Annotated in this window: 32 protein-coding genes and 2 pseudogenes; 20 read left to right on the top strand and 14 right to left on the bottom strand. The window is 65.7% G+C overall.

Features of this window, described 5'->3' with window-relative positions; all coding sequences use genetic code 11:
• On the top strand, window positions 1-181 hold a 181-nt coding region (locus ACX80X_RS18065), incomplete at its 5' end, for a hypothetical protein (RefSeq protein WP_459312956.1).
• Between the two features lie 385 nt (window positions 182-566).
• A complete protein-coding gene (locus ACX80X_RS18060) occupies window positions 567-980 on the top strand; it encodes a hypothetical protein (protein ID WP_459312954.1) in 414 nt (137 codons plus the stop codon).
• A 20-nt stretch (window positions 981-1000) separates the two neighbouring features.
• Here ACX80X_RS18060 and ACX80X_RS18055 read toward each other — a convergent pair whose 3' ends face one another.
• A complete protein-coding gene (locus ACX80X_RS18055) occupies window positions 1001-1438 on the bottom strand; it encodes a hypothetical protein (RefSeq protein WP_459312952.1) in 438 nt (145 codons plus the stop codon).
• A gap of 32 nt (window positions 1439-1470) precedes the next feature.
• Here ACX80X_RS18055 and ACX80X_RS18050 point away from each other — a divergent pair, with 32 nt between their 5' ends.
• Together ACX80X_RS18050 and ACX80X_RS18045 are read left to right on the top strand one after the other, a co-directional pair.
• The gene (locus ACX80X_RS18050) at window positions 1471-1665 is read left to right on the top strand and encodes a hypothetical protein (protein ID WP_459312950.1); all 195 of its coding nucleotides are present in this window, start codon (window positions 1471-1473) and stop codon (window positions 1663-1665) included.
• Window positions 1666-1706: 41 nt separating this feature from the next.
• Window positions 1707-1808: pseudogene (locus tag ACX80X_RS18045) on the top strand (hypothetical protein); the annotation flags it as partial.
• 48 nt (window positions 1809-1856) lie between these two features.
• On the opposite strand, the gene ACX80X_RS18040 reads toward ACX80X_RS18045, so the two are convergent.
• On the bottom strand, window positions 1857-2075 hold the full coding sequence (locus tag ACX80X_RS18040) for a DUF805 domain-containing protein (RefSeq protein WP_459312963.1): 219 nt from the start codon (window positions 2073-2075) through the stop codon (window positions 1857-1859).
• Between the two features lie 103 nt (window positions 2076-2178).
• Between ACX80X_RS18040 and ACX80X_RS18035 the strand changes: the two genes are divergently transcribed.
• Window positions 2179-2364, top strand: a complete 186-nt coding sequence (locus ACX80X_RS18035) for a hypothetical protein (protein WP_459312961.1) — start codon at window positions 2179-2181, stop codon at window positions 2362-2364.
• Here ACX80X_RS18035 and ACX80X_RS18030 read toward each other — a convergent pair.
• Entirely contained in the window at window positions 2348-2521 is a 174-nt protein-coding gene (locus ACX80X_RS18030; RefSeq protein WP_459312958.1) for a hypothetical protein, read from the bottom strand. The two genes, ACX80X_RS18035 and ACX80X_RS18030, sit on opposite strands and share 17 nt — an antisense overlap.
• A gap of 59 nt (window positions 2522-2580) precedes the next feature.
• Here ACX80X_RS18030 and ACX80X_RS18025 point away from each other — a divergent pair, with 59 nt between their 5' ends.
• Window positions 2581-2724 carry a hypothetical protein gene (locus ACX80X_RS18025; protein WP_252613795.1) on the top strand — a complete coding sequence of 48 codons (144 nt, stop codon included), beginning with the start codon at window positions 2581-2583 and terminating at the stop codon, window positions 2722-2724.
• Window positions 2725-2885: 161 nt separating this feature from the next.
• On the opposite strand, the gene ACX80X_RS18020 is transcribed toward ACX80X_RS18025, so the two are convergent.
• The 3 genes from ACX80X_RS18020 to ACX80X_RS18010 form a co-directional block, all read right to left on the bottom strand.
• Entirely contained in the window at window positions 2886-3221 is a 336-nt protein-coding gene (locus tag ACX80X_RS18020; protein ID WP_459312948.1) for a LapA family protein, read from the bottom strand.
• 85 nt (window positions 3222-3306) lie between these two features.
• Entirely contained in the window at window positions 3307-3483 is a 177-nt protein-coding gene (locus tag ACX80X_RS18015; protein ID WP_104061730.1) for a CsbD family protein, read from the bottom strand.
• 288 nt (window positions 3484-3771) lie between these two features.
• Window positions 3772-4029, bottom strand: coding sequence for a hypothetical protein (locus ACX80X_RS18010; protein ID WP_308470675.1), 258 nt, complete (start codon window positions 4027-4029; stop codon window positions 3772-3774).
• 340 nt (window positions 4030-4369) lie between these two features.
• On the opposite strand from ACX80X_RS18010, the gene ACX80X_RS18005 reads away from it, so the two are divergent.
• The 5 genes from ACX80X_RS18005 to ACX80X_RS17985 all read left to right on the top strand — a co-directional run bounded on the left by ACX80X_RS18005 (window position 4370) and on the right by ACX80X_RS17985 (window position 7925).
• Complete coding sequence (locus tag ACX80X_RS18005; protein ID WP_459312946.1) at window positions 4370-4882, top strand: MepB family protein; 513 nt, start codon at window positions 4370-4372, stop codon at window positions 4880-4882.
• Between the two features lie 352 nt (window positions 4883-5234).
• Window positions 5235-5372 (top strand): hypothetical protein, encoded by a 138-nt coding sequence (locus ACX80X_RS18000; protein ID WP_157769002.1) that lies wholly within the window; start codon window positions 5235-5237, stop codon window positions 5370-5372.
• 341 nt (window positions 5373-5713) lie between these two features.
• On the top strand, window positions 5714-7018 hold the full coding sequence (locus ACX80X_RS17995) for a MinD/ParA family ATP-binding protein (RefSeq protein WP_459312944.1): 1305 nt from the start codon (window positions 5714-5716) through the stop codon (window positions 7016-7018).
• Between the two features lie 144 nt (window positions 7019-7162).
• A complete protein-coding gene (locus tag ACX80X_RS17990) occupies window positions 7163-7429 on the top strand; it encodes a type II toxin-antitoxin system RelE family toxin (RefSeq protein WP_459312942.1) in 267 nt (88 codons plus the stop codon).
• A gap of 157 nt (window positions 7430-7586) precedes the next feature.
• Entirely contained in the window at window positions 7587-7925 is a 339-nt protein-coding gene (locus tag ACX80X_RS17985; RefSeq protein ID WP_308216150.1) for a hypothetical protein, read from the top strand.
• A gap of 91 nt (window positions 7926-8016) precedes the next feature.
• Here the strand turns inward: ACX80X_RS17985 and ACX80X_RS17980 are convergent, their stop codons facing one another.
• A complete protein-coding gene (locus ACX80X_RS17980; protein ID WP_252573588.1) occupies window positions 8017-8358 on the bottom strand; it encodes a hypothetical protein in 342 nt (113 codons plus the stop codon).
• A gap of 120 nt (window positions 8359-8478) precedes the next feature.
• Here ACX80X_RS17980 and ACX80X_RS17975 point away from each other — a divergent pair, with 120 nt between their 5' ends.
• Window positions 8479-9696, top strand: a complete 1218-nt coding sequence (locus tag ACX80X_RS17975; protein WP_459312941.1) for an MFS transporter — start codon at window positions 8479-8481, stop codon at window positions 9694-9696.
• A gap of 113 nt (window positions 9697-9809) precedes the next feature.
• Here ACX80X_RS17975 and ACX80X_RS17970 read toward each other — a convergent pair whose 3' ends face one another.
• From ACX80X_RS17970 to ACX80X_RS17960, 3 genes are all read right to left on the bottom strand, one after another.
• Window positions 9810-10265 (bottom strand): hypothetical protein, encoded by a 456-nt coding sequence (locus tag ACX80X_RS17970; RefSeq protein WP_459312939.1) that lies wholly within the window; start codon window positions 10263-10265, stop codon window positions 9810-9812.
• Window positions 10258-10914, bottom strand: coding sequence for a signal peptidase I (locus ACX80X_RS17965; RefSeq protein WP_459312937.1), 657 nt, complete (start codon window positions 10912-10914; stop codon window positions 10258-10260). Before ACX80X_RS17965 ends, ACX80X_RS17970 begins: the two co-directional genes overlap by 8 nt.
• 93 nt (window positions 10915-11007) lie before the next feature.
• Complete coding sequence (locus ACX80X_RS17960) at window positions 11008-11610, bottom strand: TasA family protein (RefSeq protein ID WP_459312935.1); 603 nt, start codon at window positions 11608-11610, stop codon at window positions 11008-11010.
• A 419-nt stretch (window positions 11611-12029) separates the two neighbouring features.
• Between ACX80X_RS17960 and ACX80X_RS17955 the strand changes: the two genes are divergently transcribed.
• Window positions 12030-13502, top strand: coding sequence for an APC family permease (locus ACX80X_RS17955; protein WP_459312933.1), 1473 nt, complete (start codon window positions 12030-12032; stop codon window positions 13500-13502).
• 21 nt (window positions 13503-13523) lie between these two features.
• On the opposite strand, the gene ACX80X_RS17950 is transcribed toward ACX80X_RS17955, so the two are convergent.
• Window positions 13524-14969, bottom strand: a complete 1446-nt coding sequence (locus tag ACX80X_RS17950; protein ID WP_252598564.1) for a TrkH family potassium uptake protein — start codon at window positions 14967-14969, stop codon at window positions 13524-13526.
• 11 nt (window positions 14970-14980) lie between these two features.
• Window positions 14981-16963, bottom strand: coding sequence for an APC family permease (locus ACX80X_RS17945; RefSeq protein WP_459312931.1), 1983 nt, complete (start codon window positions 16961-16963; stop codon window positions 14981-14983).
• 171 nt (window positions 16964-17134) lie between these two features.
• Between ACX80X_RS17945 and ACX80X_RS17940 the strand changes: the two genes are divergently transcribed.
• The 3 genes and pseudogenes from ACX80X_RS17940 to ACX80X_RS17930 all read left to right on the top strand — a co-directional run bounded on the left by ACX80X_RS17940 (window position 17135) and on the right by ACX80X_RS17930 (window position 18855).
• Window positions 17135-17500 carry a DUF1048 domain-containing protein gene (locus ACX80X_RS17940; RefSeq protein ID WP_459312929.1) on the top strand — a complete coding sequence of 122 codons (366 nt, stop codon included), beginning with the start codon at window positions 17135-17137 and terminating at the stop codon, window positions 17498-17500.
• Window positions 17497-18097 (top strand): annotated as a pseudogene (locus ACX80X_RS17935) (ATP-binding cassette domain-containing protein). The gene ACX80X_RS17940 and the pseudogene ACX80X_RS17935 overlap by 4 nt, the downstream one beginning before the upstream one ends.
• Window positions 18094-18855, top strand: coding sequence for an ABC transporter permease (locus tag ACX80X_RS17930; RefSeq protein WP_252598561.1), 762 nt, complete (start codon window positions 18094-18096; stop codon window positions 18853-18855). Before ACX80X_RS17935 ends, ACX80X_RS17930 begins: the two are co-directional and overlap by 4 nt.
• Window positions 18856-18896: 41 nt before the next feature.
• Here ACX80X_RS17930 and ACX80X_RS17925 read toward each other — a convergent pair whose 3' ends face one another.
• The gene (locus tag ACX80X_RS17925; RefSeq protein ID WP_459312927.1) at window positions 18897-19805 is read right to left on the bottom strand and encodes a phosphatase PAP2 family protein; all 909 of its coding nucleotides are present in this window, start codon (window positions 19803-19805) and stop codon (window positions 18897-18899) included.
• Window positions 19806-20015: 210 nt separating this feature from the next.
• Here ACX80X_RS17925 and ACX80X_RS17920 point away from each other — a divergent pair, with 210 nt between their 5' ends.
• Genes ACX80X_RS17920 through ACX80X_RS17905 form a run of 4 tightly spaced genes read left to right on the top strand, consistent with a single transcriptional unit; the run spans window position 20016 to window position 24832 of the window.
• Window positions 20016-21437, top strand: coding sequence for an extracellular solute-binding protein (locus tag ACX80X_RS17920; RefSeq protein WP_459312925.1), 1422 nt, complete (start codon window positions 20016-20018; stop codon window positions 21435-21437).
• Complete coding sequence (locus tag ACX80X_RS17915) at window positions 21434-22402, top strand: carbohydrate ABC transporter permease (RefSeq protein WP_459308239.1); 969 nt, start codon at window positions 21434-21436, stop codon at window positions 22400-22402. The genes ACX80X_RS17920 and ACX80X_RS17915 overlap by 4 nt, the downstream gene beginning before the upstream one ends.
• 8 nt (window positions 22403-22410) lie before the next feature.
• Complete coding sequence (locus ACX80X_RS17910) at window positions 22411-23292, top strand: carbohydrate ABC transporter permease (protein ID WP_459312923.1); 882 nt, start codon at window positions 22411-22413, stop codon at window positions 23290-23292.
• 25 nt (window positions 23293-23317) lie between these two features.
• Window positions 23318-24832, top strand: a complete 1515-nt coding sequence (locus ACX80X_RS17905) for a glycoside hydrolase family 32 protein (protein WP_459312921.1) — start codon at window positions 23318-23320, stop codon at window positions 24830-24832.
• 19 nt (window positions 24833-24851) lie between these two features.
• Here the strand turns inward: ACX80X_RS17905 and ACX80X_RS17900 are convergent, their stop codons facing one another.
• Window positions 24852-25940 (bottom strand): LacI family DNA-binding transcriptional regulator, encoded by a 1089-nt coding sequence (locus ACX80X_RS17900; RefSeq protein WP_459312919.1) that lies wholly within the window; start codon window positions 25938-25940, stop codon window positions 24852-24854.
• Window positions 25941-26049: the final 109 nt, after the last annotated feature.

The raw sequence follows: 26049 nt of genomic DNA, 5'->3' as shown, positions 1-26049 counted from the left end.
GGTCGGCTGTATCGGAGCCGCGCTACGGGCCGATCTCATGCCCGACCGCCGCACACGCACCCGGCCCCGCGTGATCAAACGCGCGATCTCGAAATACCGGGCCGAAGGCCGTGCCATCGACCGCCGAACCTACCCCGCGACACTCGCCACGAGAATCTTGACACCCGACCCAGACGACTAACCGAACGGCATTGCCGTTAGGATCACCCGCCGCGATGGGGAACCCCTCGTTCTTCTGACATCCACCGAGTTCGACCGGATACACGAAGGGGCAGAGCTGGCGGCTCACCTCGTGACCGCTTCTTTGGGAGATCCGCAGGTCCCGTTTGTGGAGCGGCTCCGCGGCCCCTTCCCCTGGATGGCATTCCTCAGCGAGGCAGACGAGGCCGCCTTCGCACGCGAAATTGTCGCCTCACCCGCGCATGTGCCTCCGTCGGCCGGTTCGACAAGGCATTGGTTTCACTTCGGGCCTGGCGATCCACCGCAGAGGCCATTAGCGCCGGTTACACCCCCGATGACCAGTTGGACTGGATCGAGCCCACGGCCGTTGCCGACCCGCGCACTGCATGAGCGCTAAGAGATCCGGCGTTCCACGGCCCCTCAAGAAGGCAGAGTTCGAAATTCAGTTCGGCGCCAGTCAGGCCGAAAAGGCGTGGAAGGATCTTCTCGCCACCACGCGGAATTCCGTCGTCGACGCTTGGGACTTCCTGACCAAGACACCGCTGGAAGAGTCGGCGAAGAACCATCAGCTCAAAGGCGAGTTGTCTACCCTCACACATAAGGGCGGCACTTTCGGCCGCTGGCAGCACGAACTTCCGGCGGTGCACGGCTTTGGTTCTACGTCGACGGGCAAACCGTCTGCTCAGTTGATGTGCACACGCATCACCCCAACGCCACCAAGTAGCAACCGGCCTACGCGGGCCGGACAGCGAACACGCTGGTTCATCAAGCGCCTGCAGGAGACACGGCCGCTGCAGTAGGGCGCGCCGTCGTTGTTCGCTTATTCAGGCACGTCCATATGGAAGCCGCAGGAACAACGCAGAACCTGAGCCGTCAGGGACACACCCGACGCGTCCTCCGGCGGCCCGTCCGAAAAGCCCCGGGCGCTAAGTCTCCGCACCTTCGAGCCGATCTTGTGCATCGGCTGCTCGCTGTGGACGTAGTGCCCGCCGAAGACCAGGACGCCCTTGGGGCTGTGGAGCCGGCTAAAAACTGCAGCCACAGCAGCCACATCCGCCCGCCCGACATAGTGGAGGTTGCAGGCGTCGCAGGAATAGCCCACCTCCACCAGGACGTCCGACGGCGGGCTGACGGCGGTGATGGAGTGCAGCGTCAGCCCGCCGTCGGCGCCGCAGCGGACGCAGGCAACCGGACCGCCGCCAGCTGGCCCTTCGGGCCGGCTATTTCCGGGCCCATGGGGATGGATGGGCGCCGTCATGCGGCTGCGGGGCGGCTGGACAGACTGGTGGCTTGATCAAGGAACTGGCTGAAATGCGAGGCGGCCATGGCTGGCTCTCTTTCGCTCCGTGCATTCCGGCCGCCGCGTGGCTACAGCGGCAACTCCAGACGTCCCTGCACCGGGCGAACGGGGATTCATCAACTGAAGTGATGTATGCCACTTTGAATTTAGCATTGCCTCCCGCGATGGCCAACGGCCCGTCCTAAGGACCGTGCCTCACGTGAGCCCGTTCGGTTAGACCTCAGGCATGATTGTTTGGGTGATCACAGAACATGCACTGCTCTCCGTCCGGCCCGGCATGGAGGACGAATTCGAGACTGCTTTTGGCAAAGCGAAATCGATCATTGGCTCCATGCCAGGATTCCAGGGCCTCACGCTGTCCCGCTGCATCGAGAATTCATCCACGTACCGAGGCAAGGCTGGAACCGACACCGATGACCCCGTTGGGGGTGGCCACGTTCAGGGCGCCAAGGCCGCTGGTTACCAGTGTCACGAAGAGGATGAGCCACCAGAACTCGGCCACGCCGGCGCGGCCCCCAAACTCGGCATACTGCCGGAAGCCCGCGAGGATCGCGTCGCCGAACGACATGGTGGGGTGCCCTGCAGCCTGGGTCATGACCGGATTCTACCGCCGCGCGTGGTCTGTGGCGATGGCGTTCCGGGCGCCGCGGCACACATCAGAAGGCCCAGCCCGCCCGTGAATGTGGTGGTGTGGAACCGTGGCCCGCGCCACCTCGGTGACGTTCCTGCGGCGGTGCAGCTCGATGGACACGAGGTTGTCCGCATTGACCACGTACCAGGCCTCCGACGCCCGGGCCCAGATTCACTGCAACCGCTCCTCTGTCAGCGCCGCGCCCACCCCGCGCCTGCGCCAGGCCGGCAGGACCGTCACCCCGGCGAGGTAATGCCCGGAAGGTGCAGGCCCGTCGTCGTGGTCCCAGTACCGGCGGGACGCACAGCGGCGACCGTCCCGGCGTCGGGCGTTACGTCCTTTTTGGTGAGATCGGCAAACCCGTGGGAGTCCATCTGGACAGTCAACCGCATCGCGCCTCCGGCGGCCATGGAGGTCACATTTGGAGCGACTTGAGCAAACCTTGAGCCTGTGTTCATAGCCTTGCGGCATGGGTAAGTATGGGGGTCCACAGTACGCGCGCGACACACGGAGCGAGCTCCGCCGTCGCCGACTTCAGGCGGTTTCCTACGTTGCGCTGGCCGCCCTGGCAGTGGCCACGGCAGCGGTGGTGGTGATCGCGCTCAACCGGTGAGCGGCTGCTGCCCTAGGGCGCCTTCTCAATTCCTTGGTTCTGTCGGGACGCCGAGAGAAGCAAGGAAGTGAAATGGCCGAATTCTAGGCGACGCGTTGTGTAGGAGCGCGCGGGCAGGGCGCGAGGGAACAGGCAACCTGAATTCGCACTGAGGGTCGCTCTCAGGCTGTTTGCGGTGGGATCTGTTCGTGGCGGTGGTGGGATCTGAGTTGGATGATCCGCCCGGCGCCTGCCACGGCGACCAGGAACCCGCCGCTGACGGCGGCGATAAACAGGGCCATGCCCAGGGAAATTGTCCCGTCCAGGCCAAAGAACCTGACCCTGACGTTGTCCTGGTTCTGCACGATGAAGGCGATGAGCAGGATCAGCAGCATCAGGGTGGCCACGGTGGCCACCCAGATCATGCCTGAGCGGGTTACTGCCGGCCGATTCGCAACGGCCGGACCGGGCCGGGGGCCGTGCACCGGCTCCGGCGGCGGAAGCGGTTCAGCATTCATGAGGTGGTCCCCTCTTTGGTTCCCCCGGACGTGCCGGGCGGGGCCCGGGGCCAGGCCGGGAAGGCTCCGGGCCCCGGGTTTCGGGTCAGTGTTTCTTGAAGGCGTCTTTGATTTTTTCCCCGGCCTGCTTCAGGCCGGCCTTCGTCTGGTCGGTCTTGCCTTCGGCTTTGAGGCTTTCGTTGCCGGTGGCCTTTCCTGCGGCTTCCTTGCCCTTGCCGCCGGCTTTCTCGGCGGCGTGCCTGATCTTGTCACCTAAACCCATGATGGCTCTCCTATCCATGGCCGGTCCGCCGGCCCATGCCGGCGGGACACTTTCATCCTATCGCCGGGCGAACAAGGCGAACGGGCGAGGGCGATAACATTCACTCGGCACCGTGGTCAGGGCCGCCACCGCCGCCTTGCTCAGCGATGACTACTGCATCATCCTGGCCCGCCGGATCCTGGACGCAGCCCGTGCCATCCGCGATTTATGCGGAGGTGCCGCTGAGCCGGGCTCCGCTCTCTTCCGGGGCACGGGCGGTACCCGGGATGGCGCAAAGTGCCCCGCTGTTCACGGTTGTACGGAGTCAAAGAACCGGTACTCCGGGGGATCGGTCCGGGCCTCGTGTGCCTTGGCCTGGATGAAGTCACGGTCGTCCTGGGAGAGCACCGTCTCGCCGTGCCGGTCACCCTCGTCGGTTCCGCCGGTCTCCTTGCAGATGGTCGCTGTGATCGTGCGCGGCAGGATGAGGCATCCCGGGTGGTCGATGAGCCACTGCTGTGTGGCGTGATCGAGCCGCGCCCATTGGCCTTTGATGTTCATCCCCATGAATGCTGCCTTCCCGAGAACACGTATTGAGGGCCCCGGCGTCGCGCCGGTACCCGGTATGCGCTCAGGGTACGCCCCGCCGGCAGACGAAGGACAGGACCGCGGGACGGAACCGTGCACCGCGGCCCGTCGAACCGTCCCACCAAGGCACGCCGGCTGCGCACAGGCACCTGTTGCCTCATTGGGGACTAAAGATTTCGGTCGTTTGTGAATCAGAGGATCCGTTGCCCAGGATCCTCCGGAAGACGTGCATATGCGGATAGTGTCCGGGTGGTGAGGGCTGAGCTTTTCATGCACTGCCCCGTCGTTCCTGTCGGGGATTCGTTTCGATGGGAGTTCTATGTCTGCTGTTCAGGTCCATCCGGATGTCGCCATGGTGATGAGGGTTCTCGGCGGCCTCGCCCTCGACTGTTCTCCCGCCATAGTCGAGGCCGACAACGCTGAGTACGGTGCCGCGATCTCGGAAATCGGTCGGTCTCCGGTTCGGTTCCGGGTCGGCAAGCTGACCCCGACGAAGGTGGGATTGTTCGTGACGGTGTGGCGGCGCTCTCTCCGTGGGTCGACCGAACCTCTGGCTGCTGAGGAGGACCCCGACATGCTAGTGGTCTGCGTGCGGGAGGATTCCCGAGTCGGAGCATTCGCGTTTCCGAAGGCGGCGCTCGTCAAGCATGGCGTCGTGTCCGTGGGCGGCGCCGGAGGCAAGCGAGGATTCCGCGTCTATCCGCCATGGTCAGCAACGACGAATCGGCAGGCGAAAAAATCCCAGCAATGGCAGTGTAATTACTTCTTCGAGATGGCTGACGGATCCGCCATCGATGCGCAGCGAGCCATTCGACTCTTCGTTGCGGCCTAGCTAGGAGGAGCGCTGGGGAATAGCTCCAGACGCATCCCGTGCAGAAAGCCGGAGATCAGCTCGCGATGATGATCTCCGGCTTTCTGATGCCCGGAACCATATAGCCCTTACAACGCCAGCACTTCGTCGGAATTTTCTGGCTGCTGATCTTCATTCTGGTGGCCGTCTCGTCCGCGCGCCGGCCGTTAGGAACAGCTGCGAGACGGAAATCAATCTTGTCCGGAGGGATCCATCTGGTGACCGGAAGCATGCCCAGCGCGCCGCGTCAATGACGCGATTTGTCAATCCCGTGACGGACCGATAGCGTGACCTCTGATCGCATGGGGGATCACTCTAACGTTCGGAGACGGTTGTGGCTCTCATTGACTATGTCCTGGCGCTGTGCGCACTGTTGGGCACACTGCTGATTCCCTTCTCTGCGATGTACCACGTGCTGCGCCGGAAGCGACGCGCAGTGCGGGTGACCGCCACGAGAAGTATCCGCAGCTAGCCATGCCCTATATCGATATCAACCCGCATAAGGGCCGCCCCAAATGGCAGGCCTACGCCATCCTGGCCGTGCTTCTGGTCCTCACCGGCGCCGTGGTGATTGCCGCGCTCACCCGCGGCTAACCTCGCAATTCCGCCCCAGCGCCTAGACTTACTGATTGAATCAGTCCGTAAAGTGCCGCAGAACCTTGTGCCGAAAGTCCTGGGGGGACAGACATGCCCGATCCGGCGGATCAGAACGCACGCCCCATCGCAGAAGATGCAGGGCTACCGCAACCGCCCCGGCGACGCCGTGACCTCCGTCGCGCCGACAGTGCGCTGCAGGATGCCCAGACAGGAACCATGCCAGCCGTAACGCCAGATCTTTCGAGCACCCCCGACGCCGGCACCCCGGTACCGCGCCGCAGTTCCTGGGCGGAGGCGGCGGCCGCCGCCGACCAGGCCAGTCCCGAACCCTCTGCCCCCATCACCTCTGCCCCCATCACCTCTGTCCCGGCGCCCACCCGCCGGCCCGCCAGGCCGCCGGTGACCCCGCTGCCGCAGTCGACGCCGCAGGACGGGCAGCCGGCCGAGTCGGACTTGGGCGCCCCCGCATGGGCGTACGACGGCGACGAAGCCGCGCCGCCGTCGTCGTACCTTCCTGAGGAAGCACCGGAGCCGGCACCGGCGTTCCGGCGCATCCGCCCCACCACCGCGGACATCATCGCCGACAGCCCCATGCCCGACTTCATCAGCTCCCCGGGCCTGTTCGTCAAGGAGCAGAAGCCCCGGCCGGTGGGCGGCGTCCGCGGCGCCCTCTACTCGCTCACGGGCGGGGCCTGGAACATGGGCCCCAGCGCCAAGCAGCGCGAGGAGGACGAACTGGGCCGCCGCATCTCCCGCCAGCTGCAGGGCAGCTACAACACGGCGGTGCTGAGCCTCAAGGGCGGCATCGGCAAAACCTCCACCACGGTGGGCGTGGGCCTCACGCTGGCCGAATTCCGCGGCGACCCGCCCTGCGCCATCGACGCCAACCCGGACTCCGGCGACCTCGTGGAGCGCGCCCTCGGCGAGGGCATCTACCAGCAGGCCAGCCCGCGCACCATCACGGACCTGCTGGCGAACATCGAGGGCGTTGACTCGCTCACCGCCCTGGCCCGGTACATGCACCACGCCGGCCGGCTGCACCTGATCGCGGGGGAGCAGGACCCGGAGGTCTCCGACTCGCTGACGGCCGCCGAATACCTGCGGATCCGCAAGCTCATCTCCAACTACTACTCCGTGGCCCTGACCGACTGCGGCACCGGCGTGACGCACAACGCCATGAGCGGGATCCTGCAGTCGGCGGACAACATCATCATCGCCGCCGGGTATGCGGTGAGCGGGGCCAAGCGTGCCCGCAGCACCCTGCACTGGCTGGCGAGCCACGGGTACGAGGACCTGGCCCGGAACGCCGTCGTTGTCATCACGGACAAGGATGAGGTCTCCTCCCGCGTGGACAAGGACGCCATCGAGGAACACCTCGCCGGGATCTGCCGCCAGCTGATCGCCGTCCCTCATGACCGCGGTGTGGCCGACGGCGACCTGGTCACCCTGGACGTGCTGAAGCCCGAGACACGGCGGGCGTACAAGGAAATCGCGGCGTCGATCGTGGACGGGTACCGGTAGCTTTCCCCTTCCCCCCGCCCCCTTCCCAACTAGGTAGCGCTAAGTGTCGTTTTGAGCCCTCAAAACGACACTTTGCGCTACCTACTTTTGGGTGAGCAGATCCGGGCTGAGTTCGGCGTTCCCAAGCACCGGGGCTGAGCCCCGGTGGCATATGAGATTATTTTCTCGCCCACCGCACGCCGGGACCTGCAGTCTGTGCCTCCCCGGATACTGCCGGCCATCATCGCATTCGCCTACGGCGACCTCTCCAGAAACCCTCAGCTGGTAGGCAAGGCGTTGGAGCGGGACCTGGCTGGCTTCCACTCGGCCAGGCGTGGCCCCTACCGCGTCCTGCACTCCATTGATGAGGAACACAACAGCATCAGCATCCTGGGGGTCGACCACCGAGCCGACGTGTACCGGCCCAGATAGTCCCGAGTGCGCGCTTGGGGTGTGCGCGACATATCTGAGCTCAAATGTTGCGCAGATCATATTCGTTGCCTACGCTGAATGAGGCTGCAGAGGCGCGGCCATTGGCCGCAGCGTAGCGGCCTCCCCGGCTGCAGCGTCGCAGCCACGCAAGGAAGGCATGATTATCTTGTCCGAAAAGCTCAGCATTCTTGTCCGTGTAGATCTCGACCACGCGAAGGCCCAGGTTCTCGCCAAGGGCCACGTCACCATCCACAGCATCCAGGCCCTCTACGTTGTGGTGAAACGCGCCAACGCATTGAAGCACAACCTGGACCTGGAATTGGACGTGCGGAACGCCCGCGTCGATCCCGAAGCCCTGCGGCAGCTGCAGGCCTGCTCCGAGACCCATCACCTGCCCGCCAGGATCGACCCGCAGCAAACTCACTGCACGCTGAGCATCCTCGCGCCCCGCCGTGTCACCGCCAAGGCCACCGAGTTCAGCCACGCCGCAGCCTGACCCACGCCCTTAGCGCGAACTCCCTTTAGCACGCCTCTTCTTAGCGCGAACGGGCGCCACAACGCGCTTGAAGGAGGGCCGCCGTCGGGGGTTATCCGACGGCGGGAATCCCGCCGGCCAATTCCGCCGCCGCGGCGAGGGCCCAGCGGTCGTTCTCCGGATCGAAGAAGACCACCATGGATGAATCGGCTTCGCGGGCCTCGTCGAGGGCGAACAGCAGGGCATCCTCCAGATGCTGCGCGTGTTCCAGCCGTTCGGGAAGCGTGCCCGGAAGACCGCCGTCGTCAATGACGACGTGGGCCTTGCCGTCCACGATGACCTTCAGCGCAAAACCCTGGTCCTCATGAAGGGACCCCCGGGTGGATGCGATTTCCGTGACTTTGTCGGCCCGGACCAAACCGTTGTTGATGGTGCGGATCCACACTTCACCCATGAGACCTCCTTGGCTGAGAGGGGCAGGCGGAAGCGCCCCACAAGGCAAACGTTAGTCCTCGCGGGGCCGCTTGTGACCCCCTAAAAGCTGGCGAATTTCCCGCGGCATAAGATAAATCTGATGACTTCGCCAGGAACCCCACAGCCGTTCAACTTCCGAAGCATCGCCATACCCGCGTTCGGGCCGGCGCTGCTGTTCTGCATCGGCGAAGGCGCGGTCCTCCCGGTGGTGGTCCTCTCCGCCCGTGACCTCGGCGCCTCGGTGGCGGTCTCCGCGCTGATCGTCACCCTGATCGGGCTCGGCTCGTGGTTTTTCAACCTGCCGGCCTCCCTCATCACGCTCAAGTTCGGCGAACGCTGGTCCATCGTCGGCGCCGCGGCTGTGGGTGCCTTGGCGCTCGCGGCCGCCGCCATGTCATCCATGATTCCCAATGGACTGTGGCTGCTCGCGGTGGCGATGGCCGTCGTCGGGATGGCCGCCAGTGTCTTCAGCCTGGCGCGGCAGAAGTACCTCACCGAGGCGGTGCCCGTCCAGTTCCGGGCGCGGGCGCTGTCGACGCTGGGCGGGGTCAGCCGGATCGGCGTCTTCATCGGGCCGTTCATAGGTGCCGGCGTGATGCAGTTCGCCGGGATCGCCGGAGCGTACTGGGTGGGGGTGGTGGGCATGGCGGCCGCCGCCGTTTTGGCGGTAACCATCCCGGACCTGGTGGTCCCGCCAGCGCCCGACGGCGGCCACAAGGGTCCGGAGCCGACGCTGCGGAATGTGGCGGTTTCGCATGCCCGCGTGTTCCTGACGCTGGGTGTGGGGGTCCTGCTGCTCAGCGCGCTGCGCGCGTCCCGCCAGGTGGTCATCCCGCTGTGGGCGGACCATCTGGGCATGGATCCGGCCCAGGCTTCCGTGATTTACGGACTGTCCGGGGCGATCGACATGCTGGTGTTTTACCCGGCCGGCAAGGTGATGGACCGCCGCGGCAGGCTGTTCGTGGCCATCCCGTCCACCATCGTCATGGGCATCGCGATGCTGCTCATCCCTTTGTCTGCGTCCTTTGGCGGGCTGCTGCTGGCCTCGCTGCTTATCGGCTTCGGCAACGGCATCAGCTCCGGCCTGATCATGACCCTCGGCGCAGACTTCTCGCCCGACCGGGGCCGCGGCCAGTTCCTGGGGCTGTGGCGGTTCATCGCCGACGCAGGATCAACCGGCGGGCCCGTTTTGCTCTCCGGGGTCACGGCGCTGACCACCCTCGGTGCGGGAGTCTCGGCCACCGGTCTGCTGGGGTTTGCTGCAGCTGGTGTGTTTGCCGTTGTGCTTCCGCGGTTGCGGCACTGGCGGAACTACTAACGGTCAGCGCCCCCACTGAGAAGCAAAGTGGTCGCGGAGCAGTTGCACGAAGATCTCTCGATCTAGCTATGCTGGCGCCCTGGGTTGTCGAATCTTAGTTGAGGGCGGGCTGATCAGCTGCAGGTGTATGTGCGAAGCAGCGGCGGACTGGTCCAAGCGTGAGTGGCGTCTAGTTTGTAGATTGCTCGGATTTCGAGCTTGAACACGACTGTCTGACCGCCCGAGTTTGCCGTAAATACCTGATTTCCGTTGTATGTCAGCGCTTGATCCTTCGAGGACACGGTTCCACCGGCGTCCGCCGTGACCCGTAGTGCGTTCGCGTACGGCAGCGAGCCCGTGGCGGCCAAGGTGACAGTGAGCGTCCTCTTGTTCTGGCTGCAGCTGGCATTCAGCGAAATCGTGGAAGTCGTCGGCGTGTTTAGGGTGGCCGTAGAAAAGCCTGTTGACGCTTGGCTGGCGGACCTGAAGGAGGCGCTTGCTGCGGGGGCGAGGGTCAGGCCCAGAACGACGACGAGCGTCACGCCGATGGCGCGCACCACCCTGCCGGCAGCCGAAGTGCGGCTACTCACGGACTGCTGGTTCCGGATCCTTGCGCCAGATGGACGCCAGCAATCCAATCACCAGCACGGCCGGTGCGCCGTACATGAGGGTGTTCAGGACAACCGGCCGGCGCAAAGTGCGAATGACTTGACCCACGTAGGGGACCGTGAGGACGTGCCGGTCAACGGTCGCTCCGTTGAGCGTTGCGGTCCATGGATCTACGCCGTTGTTGCCGTCACCTTTGGTCCGCACAGCCGTCGTCCCGTCCGCATTTGTGAGTATCTGCGTGACGCGGTGGGTTTCCACCCGGTGATTCTCGACAGGAATGAGATAAGTGATGACGTCGCCCACTACGATGTCACCAACTGCGGTGGGGACCGTGACCACAACGTCGCCCGCGTGGATCAGTGGGGACATCGAGCCGGTGAGCATCGTGGACGTCTGATAACCCAGGGCCCGGGGACCAACAGCAAGGAAAAGGAACGCGGACACTGCCACGACGAACATCGTCGTTGTGAGGACGTTGGCCCCGCGGCGAAAGCCGGTTTTGACGCGCAACGCAGCCCGTGCAGAGATGAAGGTCCCAGCGCCGCCGCGGGGGGTGCGGGGGCGCTGGGACAGCTCAGTTACCTGGGCGGCGCTGCGTGCCGCTGTCGGAATTTCAGTTACTGCGCTCATCGCTATCCAACCTTGGGGACGGTCTGTTGGTGCTTCTGGCTATTGGTTGGTGGTGCCGGGTTCGTGACTGCCCCCAACGCTCAGGACTGACGGCTACTTGACTTGGCCAGTGCGCTGCGTCGCGTCGAACGTGAAGCCGATGGTGCTGGTCAGGCCTTGGAAGGTGTCGTCTGCTGTAGAAGGCAGGGAGGTAGTGATCTTGAGCTTGTCCTCAGCGCCAGCCGTAATGGATGACAGGCCGGTAAGTGCCGTGCCCGAGCCGATGATCGCGCTCTTAGCCAAAATGGTGGACTTGATCCCTGAGCAAGTGTCTTCCGCGGCAGCCACGACTGTCCAGGCGACGGTACAGGACTGGATGGTCAACTGCAGGCCGTTAGTTGTCTCAGTGGTGAGCTTTGAGGCGACGGTGGGCGCTGTAGTGAGCGTCACGGTGTTCAGGTTGGAGTTGCCAGTGTTCTTCAGTGTGGCGAACTTTTCGACGGAGTCACCGGGCAGCAGGCCGGTGACGGCGACACTCAGGGTCCCCGGATCGGTCAGGTCGATATCGACGGTGCCAGCAGTGACCTGCTCATCGACCTGTGTTGTGGTTCCCGTGAATGCGCCGTAGGTGCCCATGCCTGCGACTGCGGCGGCGGTGCCCACCAGTGCGACGGAAGCCAGAATCTTGCCGGAAGTGGTTTTCAAGCTGATGCCCATGGGAAGAATCCTTTTCGACGTTGCCCACCCCAGGTGGGCCAGCCGCCCCCCAGTGGGTCGACCGTGAGTGCCAGGCTCACGCGGGCTGGCAAGAACCACTTTTCCCGACGAGACGCAACTTACACCTGCGTAATTCCTCAAGATTCTGTCAAGGTTGTTGACGTTTGCGCAGGTCAGAGGCCAATTCCATCCATTTGTTGGATTAAATGCGGAGATCCCTGCAGTACAGGCGGATCCTTAAACGTCCTGCGCGAGATGGCATTTCGCGGCAGCCGCGGGCCGCCCCGACACTGCCGTGAAATGCCATCTCTAGGCCGGAAAGCGCCCTGCACCTCACCCAACCCGACCTGTTGCCAAAGTGGCGCGAAAGGATCACCCTAAAATAGGCCACGTTGATGGATGAGTGTGGAGGTCAGGCGATGAGCACCACTTCAGATGACCTGTTTCCGGCAACTCCGGAGGCGGAGCCACACGAGCTGAAGCGGGTCCTGGGCCCCAAGCTCCTCCTGCTGTTCATCGTCGGCGACATCCTCGGCGCCGGCGTGTACGCGGTCACCGGAACCATGGCCGGGACAGTGGGTGGCATCGTGTGGCTGCCGTTCCTGCTCGCGTTCGTCGTCGCGACGCTGACCGCGTTTTCCTACCTTGAGCTCGTTACGCAGTACCCGCAGGCGGCAGGGGCGGCTCTCTATACGCACAAGGCGTTCGGCATCCACTTCGTCACGTTCCTGGTGGCATTCGCCGTGGTCTGCTCCGGCATCACCAGCGCCTCCACGTCCGCGAACGTCCTCGCCCAGAACTTCTTCGGCGGCCTGAGGATCAACGGCTGGATGGAGATGCCGGCGCAGGGCGTGATCACCGCCGTGGCCATGGGCTTCATGGTCTTGCTGGCCGCGATCAACCTGCGGGGGGTGGGGGAGAGCGTGAAGTTTAACGTGGTCCTCACACTGGTGGAGGTAATCGCGCTGTCCATCGTGATCGGCGTCGGCTTCTACGTCATGACGCAGGGCACCGGGAACGTGGGCGAAATCTTCGTCTTCAACGATTACCAGGACAAGGGCCTGTTCCTGGCAGTCACAGCAGCGACCTCCATCGCCTTCTTTGCCATGGTGGGCTTTGAAGACTCGGTGAACATGGTGGAGGAGACCAAGCACCCCGAGAAGATTTTCCCGCGGACCATGCTGACCGGCCTGGGCATCGCCGTGCTCCTCTACATGCTGGTGGCCGTCTCCGTGGTCAGCGTGCTGTCGCCCACCGAGCTGGAGAACATCCGCGAGGCTGAAGGCGCCGCGCTGCTCGAAGTGGTGCACAAGGGCTCGCCGGACTTCCCCATCGACAGGGTCTTCCCGTTCCTCGCGGTGTTCGCCGTTGCCAACACGGCGCTGATCAACATGCTGATGGCGAGCCGGCTGATCTACGGCATGGCACGCCAGAACGTCCTGCCGCCTGCCCTGGGGAAGGTCCTGCCTGGCCGCCGCACCCCGTGGGCCGGCATCCTGTTCTCCACCGTCCTCGCGCTCGGGCTGATCTGGTACGTCACCAGCGACCCCAAGAGCAACATCGTGGCAAACCTTTCCGGCACCACGGCGTTCCTGCTGCTGTGCGTCTTCACCGTAGTGAACGTGGCCTGCCTGGTGCTCCGCCACAAGCGCGACCTCACCCGCAAGGTGTTCTTCACCTCGCCCGGGCAACTGCCGCTGCTCGCGGCTCTGCTGTGTGCCTTCCTCGCCGGGCCGTGGGTGGGCCGCAATGTCATCCAGTACCAGATCGCCGGGGGACTGATGGCGATCGGGGTGGTGCTCTGGTTTGTCACCTGGCTGATCAATAGGCGGACGAACAGGGCGGAAAGCGAGCCGGTAGGGACCCAGAACATCGGCAAGGATGACGCTTAGGCGTCCGTAGCGGTGCCTGGGCTAGCCGATGATGGGGCGTTCCTCCGGCAGGCTGTAAAGGCGGGGCCGGGAGGACAAAGCCAGAGCGGACGCGACCGTCACCGTGCCGATTCTGCCGAGGAACATGAGGGCCATAAGCACCCATTCTGCCGACGGCGGGAGGTTATAGGTGATGCCGGTGCTCATCCCGACGGTGGCGAACGCGGAGATGGATTCGAACAGTACCTTCTCCAGGCTGTAGTCGGTCACCATCAGCAGCGCCAGCGTGCCGGCCACCACCGCGGCCACCCCGAGCAGCGCCACGGACAGGGCCTGGCGCTGGGACGAGGCGCTGATGGAACGGTGGGCAATGGTCACCTCGTCCCGGCCGCGGACCTCGTTCCAGATGGAGAAGCCGAGGACCAGGAACGTGGTGATCTTGATGCCGCCAGCGGTGCCGGCGCTGCCGCCGCCGATGAACATCAGGATGTTGGTGACCATGAGCGTTTCCGGTGACGCTAGGCCGTAGTCGATGCTGTTGAATCCGGCAGTGCGGGGGAAGACTCCGCCGGCCAGGGAACCCAGCAGCTTCCCGGTCAGGGACAGGCCGCCGAGTGTTTCGTCCCTGTTCCATTCGAACGCGGCGAAAAGCGTGACGCCAAGCACCAGGAGCAGCAGCGTGCCGTAGATGGTCAGTCGGAGGTGGACGCTCCAGTTCCGGGCCTTGACGTTTCCCCGGAGCAGCTGGATGATCACCGGGAAACCGAGGCCGCCTGCGATGATCGACAGGCAGATGGGGACGATGATCCAGGGATCCTCCGCGAAGCCGATGAGGTTGTCGCTGTAGAGCGCGAACCCGGCGTTGTTGAACGACGAGACGGCGTGGAACACACCGTGCCACAGCGCCGTGCCGGGGTTCTGGTCGTAGGCCAGCCAGAAGCGTCCGGTCAGCACCACGGCGGTGGCTGCTTCGATGCCCACCATGAGCCGGGCCACGCGGAGCAGCACGGCGCTGACGTCGCCCAGGTTGAGCGTGTGCGTTTCGGACTGCGCCACGAGCTGGCCGCGGAGGCCGATGCTTTTCCGGACCAGCAGGGCCAGGAGCGTCGCCAGTGTCATGATGCCGAACCCGCCCACCTGGATCAGTCCCAGAATCACGGTCTGCCCGAAAGGGGTCCAGTACGTGGCCGTGTCCACGGTGATCAGCCCGGTAACGCAGACAGCCGACACGGACGTGAACAGGGCGGCCATCAGGGGGTCGGCTCCGGGGTCGCTGCCGGTCCGGGCAACGGGCAGCATCAGCAGGGCTGCTCCCAGGATGATGACGGCCAGGAATGCCAGGGGCACCGACCGGACCGGGTGTGAGAGGGCCCGCCGGATGGCGCTCTCCTTGCGGGCCCTGGCCGATTTGGCTGTTTTGGCTGCCTTGCCTTTCCACCGCCCCGGGACGGGTCCCTTCACCCCGGCGGTGTCGCCACGTGCGGTCATCGGACTGCCCGTCAGCCTACGTGGATGCCGGGGCGGCGGGCGGGATCGGGCTCGTTTTCCCTGATGATCTCGCGGACCACGGGGGCGGTGTCTCCGCGTCCCAGCAACAGGTAGCGCATGAGGTGCGCCAGGGGATTGCCTTCTGCCCACTCGAAGTACGCGTGCGGCCGGACACCGGTGGCGTCGCGGAGGGCCAGCAGGATGGCGGCGATGGCGTTGGGTGCGGCCGGGCTTTCGGCGCGGAGAACGCGGTGTCCGTCCACTTCGATTCCGCGTACCTCAAGGACGTCGCTGAATCCCGAGGGGTCGGTGACGTCGATTTCCAGGAAGATCACGTCGGCGGTGCCGGGCACGGGGTTGTTCTCCCGCTGCTCGGCTTCCTTCTCACGGTATTCTGCGGCGTCGCGGGCCTGCGGGCGGTTCGCGATCAAGTTTATCCGCCCGTCAAAGTCCAGGGTGTCGGTGATGAAGCGGCGGGCTTCGTCGTCGAATTCGATGTTGTGGACGCGGAGTTCGGTGGTGCGGCTGACCCGGGAAACGAGTGAGACCACAATGATGCCCAGGATGAAGAAGCCGGATATTGCGAGGCCGTCCGGCTTGGCGATGACGTTGGCCCCCAGCGCATAGAGCAGGATCAGGGTCAGGATGGTGAAGCCGACGGCGGCGCGCCGCCTCTTGCTGCGGGCGGCGGAGATGCTGACCGCAACGGCGCCGGAAACCATCATGGCCAGGATGCCGGTGGCGTACGCGCCGGCCTGGGCGTTGACGTCGGCATTGAAACCGATGGTGATCAGGATGCTGATGGCGGTGTACACCAGCACCACCGGGCGCACGGCCCGGGACCAGTCCGGGGCCATGCCGTAGGACGGCAGGTAGCGGGGAACGATGTTGATCAGTCCGGCCATGGCCGAAGCGCCGGCGAACCACAGGATCAGGATGCTGCTGACGTCGTAGACGGAGCCGAAGCCGTTGCCCAGCAGTTCGTGGGCCAGGTAGGCCAGGGCGCGGCCGTTGGCCTCGCCGCCTGCCTGGAACGCTTCGGCGGGGATCAGCACGGTCGTCACGAAACTGCTGCCCAGGAGGTACACGCTCATGATCAGGGCGGCCGAGGTGAGGAGCTTGCGGGTGTTCCGGACGCGGGCGGCCAGGCGTTCCTCGGCGGTGGCGCCCTTCGCCGCGACCAGTGGCATCATGCTGACGCCGGTCTCGAAGCCGGACAGCCCCAGGACCAGCAGGGGGAAGGCGAGCAGGGCGGGTCCTGCGATGTCGCCGAAACCGGTTCCTGAGGAGGTGAGCGCAGCGGTCCAGTCAGCCATGGCACCCGGCTGGGTGACGGCGTCGTACAGTCCCACCCCGATGATGACGGCATTCAGCACCAGGAAGATGGCCACCAGGGGAATGGCGACGGCCACCGCTTCGGAGAAGCCGAGCAGGAACACGCCGCCCAGAATGAGCAGGAGGACCACGGTGATGGCAACCGCCTGGCCGTCGAGGAAGTGCGGCAGGTAGGGGTTCTCCAGCATGTGGACGGTGGCATCAGCGGCGGAGAGGGTGATGGTGATGATCCAGGACGTGGCGACGAAGCCGAGCAGGATGAGCACAAAGATCTTGCCGCGCCAGAACGGCAGGAGCTTTTCCAGCATGGCTACCGATCCCTGTCCGTGCGGGCTTTCGTGCGCCACCCGTCGGTACATCGGCAGCATGCCCAGCAGGGTCAGGCCGACGATCAGCAGGGTGGCCAGCGGGGAGAGCGCCCCGGCGGCGAGGGCGGCGATGCCGGGCAGGTAGGAGAGGGTGGAAAAGTAGTCCACCCCGGTGAGGCACATGACCTTCCACCAGCTCTGGGTGGGGGCTTGGTTCTCAGCAGTTTCCGGGCCCACCGGCTGGTGGACCGTGTGTTCGAGCAGCCACCGGGTGAGCCGGTTTCCGGGTCCGCCGTCGCGTTCGGGGTTGGGAACGCTGGCGGGAATGGAGAAGCGGGTGGGTGCAGTCAACGGGTTACTTTCTTTACCCCGCGCAGGCGGGATTGGGGTGAATAACCAACGGAGCGTAGCACCGCGCCAAGGGCCCTCAGCGGGGAAACCCGGGATCTTAACGCATCCTTAACGCCGCCGGCGCCTTCCTCTCCGAACGGCTTGAAGAGCTCCGCAAGGGAGGAAAGTGATATGGCAGCGAAATGGATCGAGCTGGTGACCGGCTCGCTCGAGCAGAAGAAGCAGTACAAGCATGCCAAGGCGCGGCTGGATGCCCTGCCTGAGCCCTACCTCACCGTGGCGAAGGCCTTCAACCGGTACTTCATGTACTACGGCGGGGTCACCGAGGGGGACACCATGGTGCAGATGTTCTCGGACCTCGCGGACCTGTGGGAACGCGCCGCCATCGACGGCACGCCTGTGGGCGAGATCGTCGGCGAAGATCCCATCGAGTTCGCCGAGAGCTTCGCTCAGGCATACGGCGGAAAGCGGTGGATCGACAAGGAACGGGCCCGGCTCAACGAGGCGGTCGACAAAGCGAAGGGGGCGGAGTCATGACCAGGACCGGCGAACCGGCGAACCGTGTGCAGAACATGGAGAAGTCCTACAAGGACCTGCACGTCCTGCGCGGCGTCGACTTCGAGGTGGCGGCTGGCAGCATCTTCGCGCTCCTCGGCTCCAACGGAGCGGGCAAGACCACCATGGTCAAAATCCTGTCGACGCTCCTCAAAGCAGATGCCGGCACGGCTACCGTGTATGGATTCGACGTCGCGACGGACGCCCTTCAGGTTCGGGAGTCCATCAGTCTGACCGGGCAGTTCGCCGCCGTCGACGAAATCCTCTCAGGCCGGGAGAGCCTGGTGCTGGTTGCCAGGTTGCGGCATCTGAAAGCCCCCGGCCAGGTGGTCGATGAGCTTTTGGCGCGCTTCAACCTCACCGATGCAGGCTCGCGGAAGGTGGCCACCTATTCCGGCGGCATGCGCCGTCGCCTGGACATCGCCATGAGCCTGCGCGAACGGCACGCTCGCCGAGCTGAAGCAACTCCTTCCACCGGCGAAGGTGGAATACGTCGAAAAGCAACCGAGCCTGGAGGATGTCTTCCTCGCACTTGTGGGGAACGACGGCAGGGTCGAGGCAAGTAAGGACAAGTCATGAGCACAAATTTCCTTGCAGACACCTCCGTGCTGCTGGGCCGCTCCATGCGTCACATCTTCCGCAGCGTTGACACCATCATCACCACCGCGATCACGCCGATCGCCCTCATGCTGCTGTTCGTGTACGTCTTCGGCGGCGCTATCAGCACGGGCACGGACAGCTACGTCAATTACCTGCTGCCGGGAATCATGCTGATCGCAATTGCGTCTGGCATTGCCTACACCGCCGTTCGGTTGTTCACCGATATGCAGAGCGGCATCTTCGAGCGATTCCAGTCCATGCCGATCGCACGATCATCCGTGCTGTGGGCCCATGTCCTGACGTCGCTGGTCGCCAACGGGCTCTCGCTCGTGATCATTGTGCTGGTGGCCCTCCTGATGGGGTTCCGCACCTCGGCAAGCCTCCTGGCCTGGCTCGCTGTGGCCGGAATCCTGGCGCTGTTCACCCTGGCACTCACCTGGCTGGCAATCATCGCCGGCCTGACAGCGAAGTCCGTGGACGGCGCCGGCGGATTCTCCTACCCGCTGATCTTCCTGCCGTTCATCAGCTCGGCCTTCGTCCCGACGGAAACCATGCCGGGTCCGGTCCGATGGTTCGCCGAGAACCAGCCCGTCACCTCGATCGTCAACACCATCCAGGACCTGTTTGCCCAGCAACCGGTGGGCAACGACATCTGGATCGCACTGGCCTGGTGCGTCGGTATCCTCGTACTCGCCTACGTGTTCGCCATGGCCGCCTACCGGCGCAGGATCATCTAAGGCGCCACCCCGCCGTCGTCCGCCGACCGCGGCTGGTGCGGTCAGCGCCTTGGCGCGTCCCGCCGTCGTGCGGCATATGCGAACAGCGACGTGGTGGCCACGGTGGCCAGGTACCCGGCGATCACGATGAGCGAGATTCCGGCCCAGAAGTAGTTGGTGGTGCTGTCATCCTGGAGCGGCCCCGGGGCGATCCTGGCCAGCGAATACACGGCCACCCCCGCGGAAGCCAGCCCGATCACCACCGGCAGCGTGAGCCAGATCTTTGCCGAGCCCACGTGACTGTCGAAGCCGTCCCACACGTTCCACGCCGCGCCGTTCCGGATGATCAGCCAGCCGGCGGGGATCATAAACGCGCCCACCAGGAGGAAGGCCGCGACGACGTCGGCCGGGCGGTGCCACTGGTTGATCAGGGTGGAGACTCCCGAGGCGATGGCGAAGGTGCCGCCCACAAAACCGGCCAGCGGACGCCACCGCGGCGAGGCCATCAGGAACACCGCCGCCGCAGCCGACGCCGCCAGCGTGGTGTGACCGGACGGCAGCGAGTTCAACTCGAGCGTCACCACACCCTTGTCCGGGCGGGCGGGCAGCACTTCTTTAAGGACCTGCGTGGCGATATTCGCGCCGATGCACGCGGTGACTGCGATCCCGGCGGCCGACCACCGGCGTCGGATCACCGTGACAAACAGGACCACGACGGCGGCCACCACCAGCGAGATGGTGGGCAGCCAGTCCAGGAACTCGGTGGCTGCCTTGCCCGCCGGCCCGTGGATGTCCACGGCTTCAACCAGCGCGGATTCATCGATGACCTGGCCCGTGGTGGTCTGGACGAAGTAGTAATACGTGGCGATCAAACCGATGACGCAGGCGAGCCAGGCGAACGCGAACATAAAGCCGGAGCCCGGGGAGGGTCGGGCCGGGGTCCGCGGTGGTGCCTGGCGTGGAATGGTCATCGGTTAATGGTGTCACAGAAAACTGGGAGGACCCGCAGGGCTGCCTCGCGGCCGGCACCCAAGTAGGTAGCGCTATCTGTCGTTTTGCGGGGTCTAAACGACAGATAGCGCTACCTAGTTGGGCGGGGTCGCGGCAACCCGAATGTGACACTTGACACGTGTTAGGTCGGCGCCATAAGCTACCTCACACGTGTTAGGAAGGAAATTGATATGACCGGTGCCACAACTGGCCGTCTGCGTGAATTCTCGCGCCGGACCGCCCTGGGTGCCCTGGGAGCAGGAATTGTGGGAGCAACGGTGGCATCGTGGCCCCGGCTCTCCGGATCCGATATTCCCGGGCGGGGCGACAACAGCCTCAGCATTGCCATTATGGGAACCGCCGCCGATGCCGCAGCGCGCCAGCGCGCCATCGACGCGTTCACCCGACTCCACCCGGACATCCGGGTCAAGGTCCAGGCCATCCAGGCCGTGGACTGGAAAGACTTCTTCACCAAGATCCTCACCATGGTGGCCGCCGGCACCCCGCCCGACGTCGTCTACGTCGCCACTGAAGGCGCGCAGCTCTTCGCGGACAAGCTGGCCCATCCGCTGGACGAATACCTGCGCCGCGATGCCGCGGACATGGCCGAGTTCTTCGCCGACGTCCACCCCAGCCTGGTGGAGGCCTTTATGTACAAGGGCAGCCTGTTCCAACTCCCCATGGACTGGAACGCCGCCAACATGTACTACAACACCACCGCCTTCGCGCAGGCGGGGCTGGACCGTCCTGCGGACGACTGGACCCACGTGGACTTCCGCAACAGCCTCGCCGCGATGCGCAAGGCCCGGCCGTCGGACTTCACCCCGTACTACTGGACCAACCGGCTCTTCGGCGGCGTGGTGCCCTGGCTCTACGCCAACGACACCAGCTTCCTGAAGGAGACCCGGTCCACCGGCGGGGACTGGCTCTGGGACTCCTTCTACGCCAACGATCCCTCCCGCAACCTGCGCTCCGGCGGCTACCAGTGGCTGGAACCCAACGCCGATGACCCGCGCGTCTTCGAGACCTTCGACTACCTCCGCGGCCTGGTCAAGGACGGCCTCGGCGTCCGGCCCGAGGAAGGCGGCGGCAGTTCCCTGGTGGGGCTCTTCGCCTCCAACCGGATCGGCACCACGCCGGCCGGCGGCTACTGGGTCCAGGGCCTCCACGAGGCCGGCATGAAGGAGAACGACTACGACGTCCAGTTCTTCCCCAAGTGGCGGAGCCAGCGGCACCAGTTCGGCACGGCCGGCTACGCCATCATGAAAACCGCCAAGGACAAGGACGCCGCCTGGGAGTGGATCAAGTTCAGTGCCAGCCGCGAGGCCATGGAGCTGATTTTCCCCAACCCGATAACCACCCCGGCCCGCCGCTCCATGGTCAACGAGGCGCTGTACGCGGGTAAGGGCCCGGCGCATTGGAAGGTCTTCTACGACACGCTGGACAAGTACCCCACGACAGGCCCCATCCCGGCGCCGCCCCAGCAGGCCGCCGTCGAAACGGCCCTGATGAAGAACGTTTCGCTGGCCGTCAGCGGCGATGAGCGCCAGCTCAAGCAGGCCCTCGAGTCCATGCAGCGCGATCTTGAACTGGCCCTGAGGAGGCAGTCATGAGCACCACCATCCCTCGCCGGGAGCGGCCAAAGCAGGCCGTCAAGCCGGCTCCGCCCGGGGGCGCGCCCGCCGCTTCCCAGACCGCGTCCGGACGGCACAGCCAGCGCTGGCTGGCCTGGATCTTCCTGGCCCCCACCATCCTGGGCATGGGCCTGTTCACGCTGGTGCCCATCGCGGCGTCGGTGGTCCTGGCGTTCTTCCGCTGGGACATCATCTCCGCCCCGACGTTCGTGGGCTTCGACAACTTCGCCGAAGTGGTCCAGGATCCCACGGTCCGGGTGTCCTTCCTGAACACCATTGTGTTTGTGATTGTGGCGGTGGCATTCCAGCTCGGCCTGGCCTTGGCGCTGGCCGTGATGGTGCAGGAGAAGATGCCGTCCTGGCTGCGGACCTTCTTCCGCTCGGCGTTCTTCTTCCCGCTGATCCTCTCCGCCGCCTCCGTGTCCATCTTTATGCGGTACCTCTTCAACGAGCAGTTCGGCGTGGTCAACTGGTTCCTGTCCCTCGCCGGCATCCCCGCGGTGCCGTGGCTGACCACCCCCGGCGGGTCCGCCGCCGTCGTCATCCTGGTCTACGTGTGGCAGAACTTCGGGTTCTCCTTCCTGCTGTTCATCGGCGGGCTGGCGTCGATCCCCGTGGAAACCTATGAGGCGGCCGCGCTGGACGGCGCCACCGGCTGGCGCAAGCACGTCTACGTCACCCTGCCGCTGCTCAGCCCCACCACCCTGCTGGCGTCCGTGATGGCCATCATCAGCGCCCTCCAGGTGTTCGACCAGCCGTACGTCCTGACCCGCGGCGGGCCCGGGGACTCCACCCGCACCGCCGTGATGGTGATCTTCGAATCCGCGTTCCAGCGCCTGGAATTCGGCGAGGCCTCGGCCATCGGCGTGATCCTGACCCTGATCATCATGGCCATCACCGCCGCGCAGTTCCGGCTCAGCAAACGATTCGTCTTCTACCAGTAAGGCCCGCCATGACTACCACTACAGAGCGTGTATCCACCCGCACCCCTGCCGTGCCTGCCCGGTCCCGGCGGAAGCCGAACTGGAACCTGGTCCTCCGCATTGTCCTGCTGATGATCGCGGCCGTCCTGACCCTGGGCCCGGTGATGTGGACCCTGTCCACCTCGCTGCGGTCGCCGTCGGAATCGTTCAAGCTGCCGCCGTCGTTCTTCCCCTGGAATCCGGACTTCACGTCCTACGCGCAGGTCTTCCAGCAGCTGGACATCGTCCTCCTGGTGCTGAACAGCGCCCTGGTCACCGGACTCATCGCCGTGGGGCAGATGGTCACCGCCGCGATGGCCGGCTACGCCTTCGCCAACCTGAAGTTCCGCGGCCGCGGGGCCCTGTTCTCCATCGTGCTGGCCACAATGATGGTGCCGGTGCAGGTGACCATCGTGCCGGTGTTTATGCTGATCCGAGGCATGGGGCTCTCGGACACCCTCCTGGCGCTGATCCTGCCGGCCATCCCGACGGCGTTCGGCACCTTCCTGATGCGGCAGTACTTCATGGGGCTGCCCACCGACCTCGCGGAAGCGGCATCGATCGACGGCGCCACACCCTGGCGGACCTTCCGCTCGGTCTACGCCCCGCTGGCCATTCCGGGGATGGCGATCGTGGGCATCCTGGCCTTCAATTTCCACTGGAACGAGTTCTTCCGGCCGCTCATCATGACCATCTCAGAACAGAACTTCACCCTGCCGCTGGGCCTCGTGTCCCTGCAGGGCAACCTGGGCACCGGCAGCATCTCCGTGGTGCTGGCCGGCGTGGTCCTGTCCATGATCCCCGCCCTGGTGGTCTTCATCTTCGGCCAGCGCGCGCTGCAGGACGGCCTCACCGCCGGCAGCGGCAAATAACCCCAACTTCTGAGAGGCTTACTTCATGTCATCCCCGGACCTTGCCGCCGCCGACTTCGCCCGTCAGGCCGCCGCCCACCCCGACCCCGCGTTCCCGCACTTCCACCCCCGCCCCGCCCAGGGCTGGATCAACGACCCCAACGGCATCAGCCACCTCCACGGCCGCTACCACGTCTTCTTCCAGTACAACCCTGCGTCCGCGCGGCACCACAAGATCGCGTGGGGCCACATCAGCTCCGCGGACCTGGTCCGCTGGGAGGAACACCCCGTGGCGCTCCGCCCGCAGGACGGCGGGCCGGACGAGTACGGCTGCTGGACCGGTGTGGTGACGGACGACGGCGGCGTCCCCACCGCCGCGTACTCCGGCGTCCGCGGCGACGGCGGCCACTCGCAGGTGGTCATCTCCCGCGGTTCGGCGGACCTTGTTTCCTGGACCCAGGATGGGCACGTCGCGGCGTCCATGCCGGCCGACCCCATGGTCACGGCCGTCCGCGACCCCTTCATCTTCCGATTCAACGGCAAGCGCTACGCCATGCAGGGCGCGGGTCTGGCCTCCGGCCACGCGGCGCTCCTGCTCTACACGGTGGAGGACCTGGCTGACTGGAAGTACCAGGGCATCTGGCTCACGTCGGCAAACCCTGTGGCCGGCACCTTCACGCCGGCCGAGATCTGGGAGTGCCCGCAGCTGGTGCGGGTGCCGGCCGTTTCCTCCGCTGAATCCCTTGAATCCGGGTCCGGCGGCGACGCTTCTTCCGACGACGCGTGGGTCATGATGTTCTCCCTGTGGCTGTCCGGCGATGACCACGAGCACGCCAACGGCGTTGGCCACCTCATCGGCTCCCTGGCCGAGGACCCCGCCACCGGGCTGCCGGTATTTTCCCCGGAGACCGGCGGAAAGTCCGACCTGGGCCGCGACTTCTACGCGCCGCAGATCGTGCAGCTGCAGGACGGTGCCGGCGCCGGCGCTCCCGGTGATCCTGTTTCTTCCTCTGCCCTTGCTGCCCTCGCGGAGCCCAAGGGCCTGCTGTGGGGCTGGGCCAATGAAGGACCGGGACGGGACGGCCGCCGGGGCCGCAGCCAGGCCGAGATCGACGCCGCGGGCTGGGCCGGCGTGCTCACGCACCCGCGCCTGCTGTCCGTGGTGGACGGTTCCCTGGCCGTGGCACCGGCGCCGGAGGTGGATGCCTACCGCGGAGCGCAGCTGGCTGCGCAGGCTGCCGGGAGCGTTGAGCTGCCGGCGTATGCCGAGGCTGTGGTGACCGCCCGCTCCGGTGGGCCGGGCGCGCTGGCCGCGGACGACGTCGTCGAACTTTCCCTGGTGGCCGATGGTTCAACCGAGGCGGGGCAAGTGGTCTTCAGCGGGCCTCTGGCTGCGGGGGAGGAGCTGCGGGTGTTTGTGGACGCGTCGCTGGTGGAGGTGTACCGGAGCGGTTCGGTGGCCACCACGCTGCGCGCCTATCCGGCGCCCGGCGAGCGGTGGGTGCTGCGGCTTCCCGAGGCCGCGGCTGCGGACGTCTGGCAGCTGGCACAGCCTAAGTAGCCTGAATAGCGCCGGGTTCCTAAAGGACTCCGGCACTGTTCGCCGGGCCGGTTGACTCGCGCACCACGAGCCGGCACGGGACCAGCGTCTGGGCTGGCACGTCGTGTCCGGCCGGGGCGCCGCCGTCATTGTCGTTGTCCTCCGGTTCCTCCGACAGTTCCCGGAGGAGCCCGGTCATGGCAGCGGCCCCCATCTCCCGCAGCGGGAGGGCCATTGTGGTGAGCGCCGGGACCATGGTGGAGGCGATGCGGAATTCGTCGTCGTACCCCATGATGGAGAGGTCCTGCGGGATGGCCAGGCCCAGCCGGTTGGCCGCGAGCACCACGCCGATGGCCAGGCGGTCGTTCGCGCACACGATCGCGGTGGGCCGGTCCGGCGCAGCCACGCCGTCCAGGAGCTTCATGGCGCCATGGAACCCGGCATCGATGTCCCAGCCAGCTTCGAGGATCCGGGCCGGCCGCACCGGCAACCCGGCGGCCTCAAAGGCATCCCGATGGCCCTGGATCCGGCGCGGCGCGGCGGGCGTGAGGCCGTCACCGGCGAGGAACGCGATGTCCCGGTGGCCAAGCTCCAGCAGATGCGTTGCCGCCTCCCGGCCGCCGCGGACCTCATCCGGAATGACGGCCGGAACGCCTGCCTCGGGACGGTCATCGAAGCAGTTGGCCAGCACCGACGGCACGCGCAGCATGTTGAGCGGGACGTGCAGGGGGCGCAGGCCCACGGTGACGTACATCAGCCCGTCCACCTGGCGGTCCAGCAGCGTTGCCACCGCACTTTCGTCACGGGTCTCGTCCAGCTCCGTATCCATCACCACGGTGACAAAACCCTGGGACCTGGCCACGGCGTCCGCGCCGGCGATGATATTGCCGTCGAACGGGCTGGTGACCACCTGGTCCGAGACGATCCCGATGATCCGCGACCGGCGGTTGCGCAGGCTCACGGCAATGGCGTTGGGCGTGTAGTTCAGCGTGGCCGCCGCTTCCCGGATCCGGACCTGGCTCTCCTTGGCCACATTCCCGTCGCCGCGCCCGTTCAGGACCAGCGACACCGCGCTGCGGGAAACTCCGGCGAGCTTGGCGACGTCGAGCGCTGTGGCTTTGCGGTTCATACTGGGTTTCCTCCCGCGTACGGTATTTCCTGCAGTCTACCTAACGCGTGTGAGGTGCGCCCGGACGCGGGGGGGCGCTTTCCCCCAACTGAGTAGCGCTATCTGTCGT

The organism is Pseudarthrobacter sp. MDT3-1 (assembly GCF_054510755.1).
This window is presented reverse-complemented; position numbering and strand designations above follow the sequence as displayed.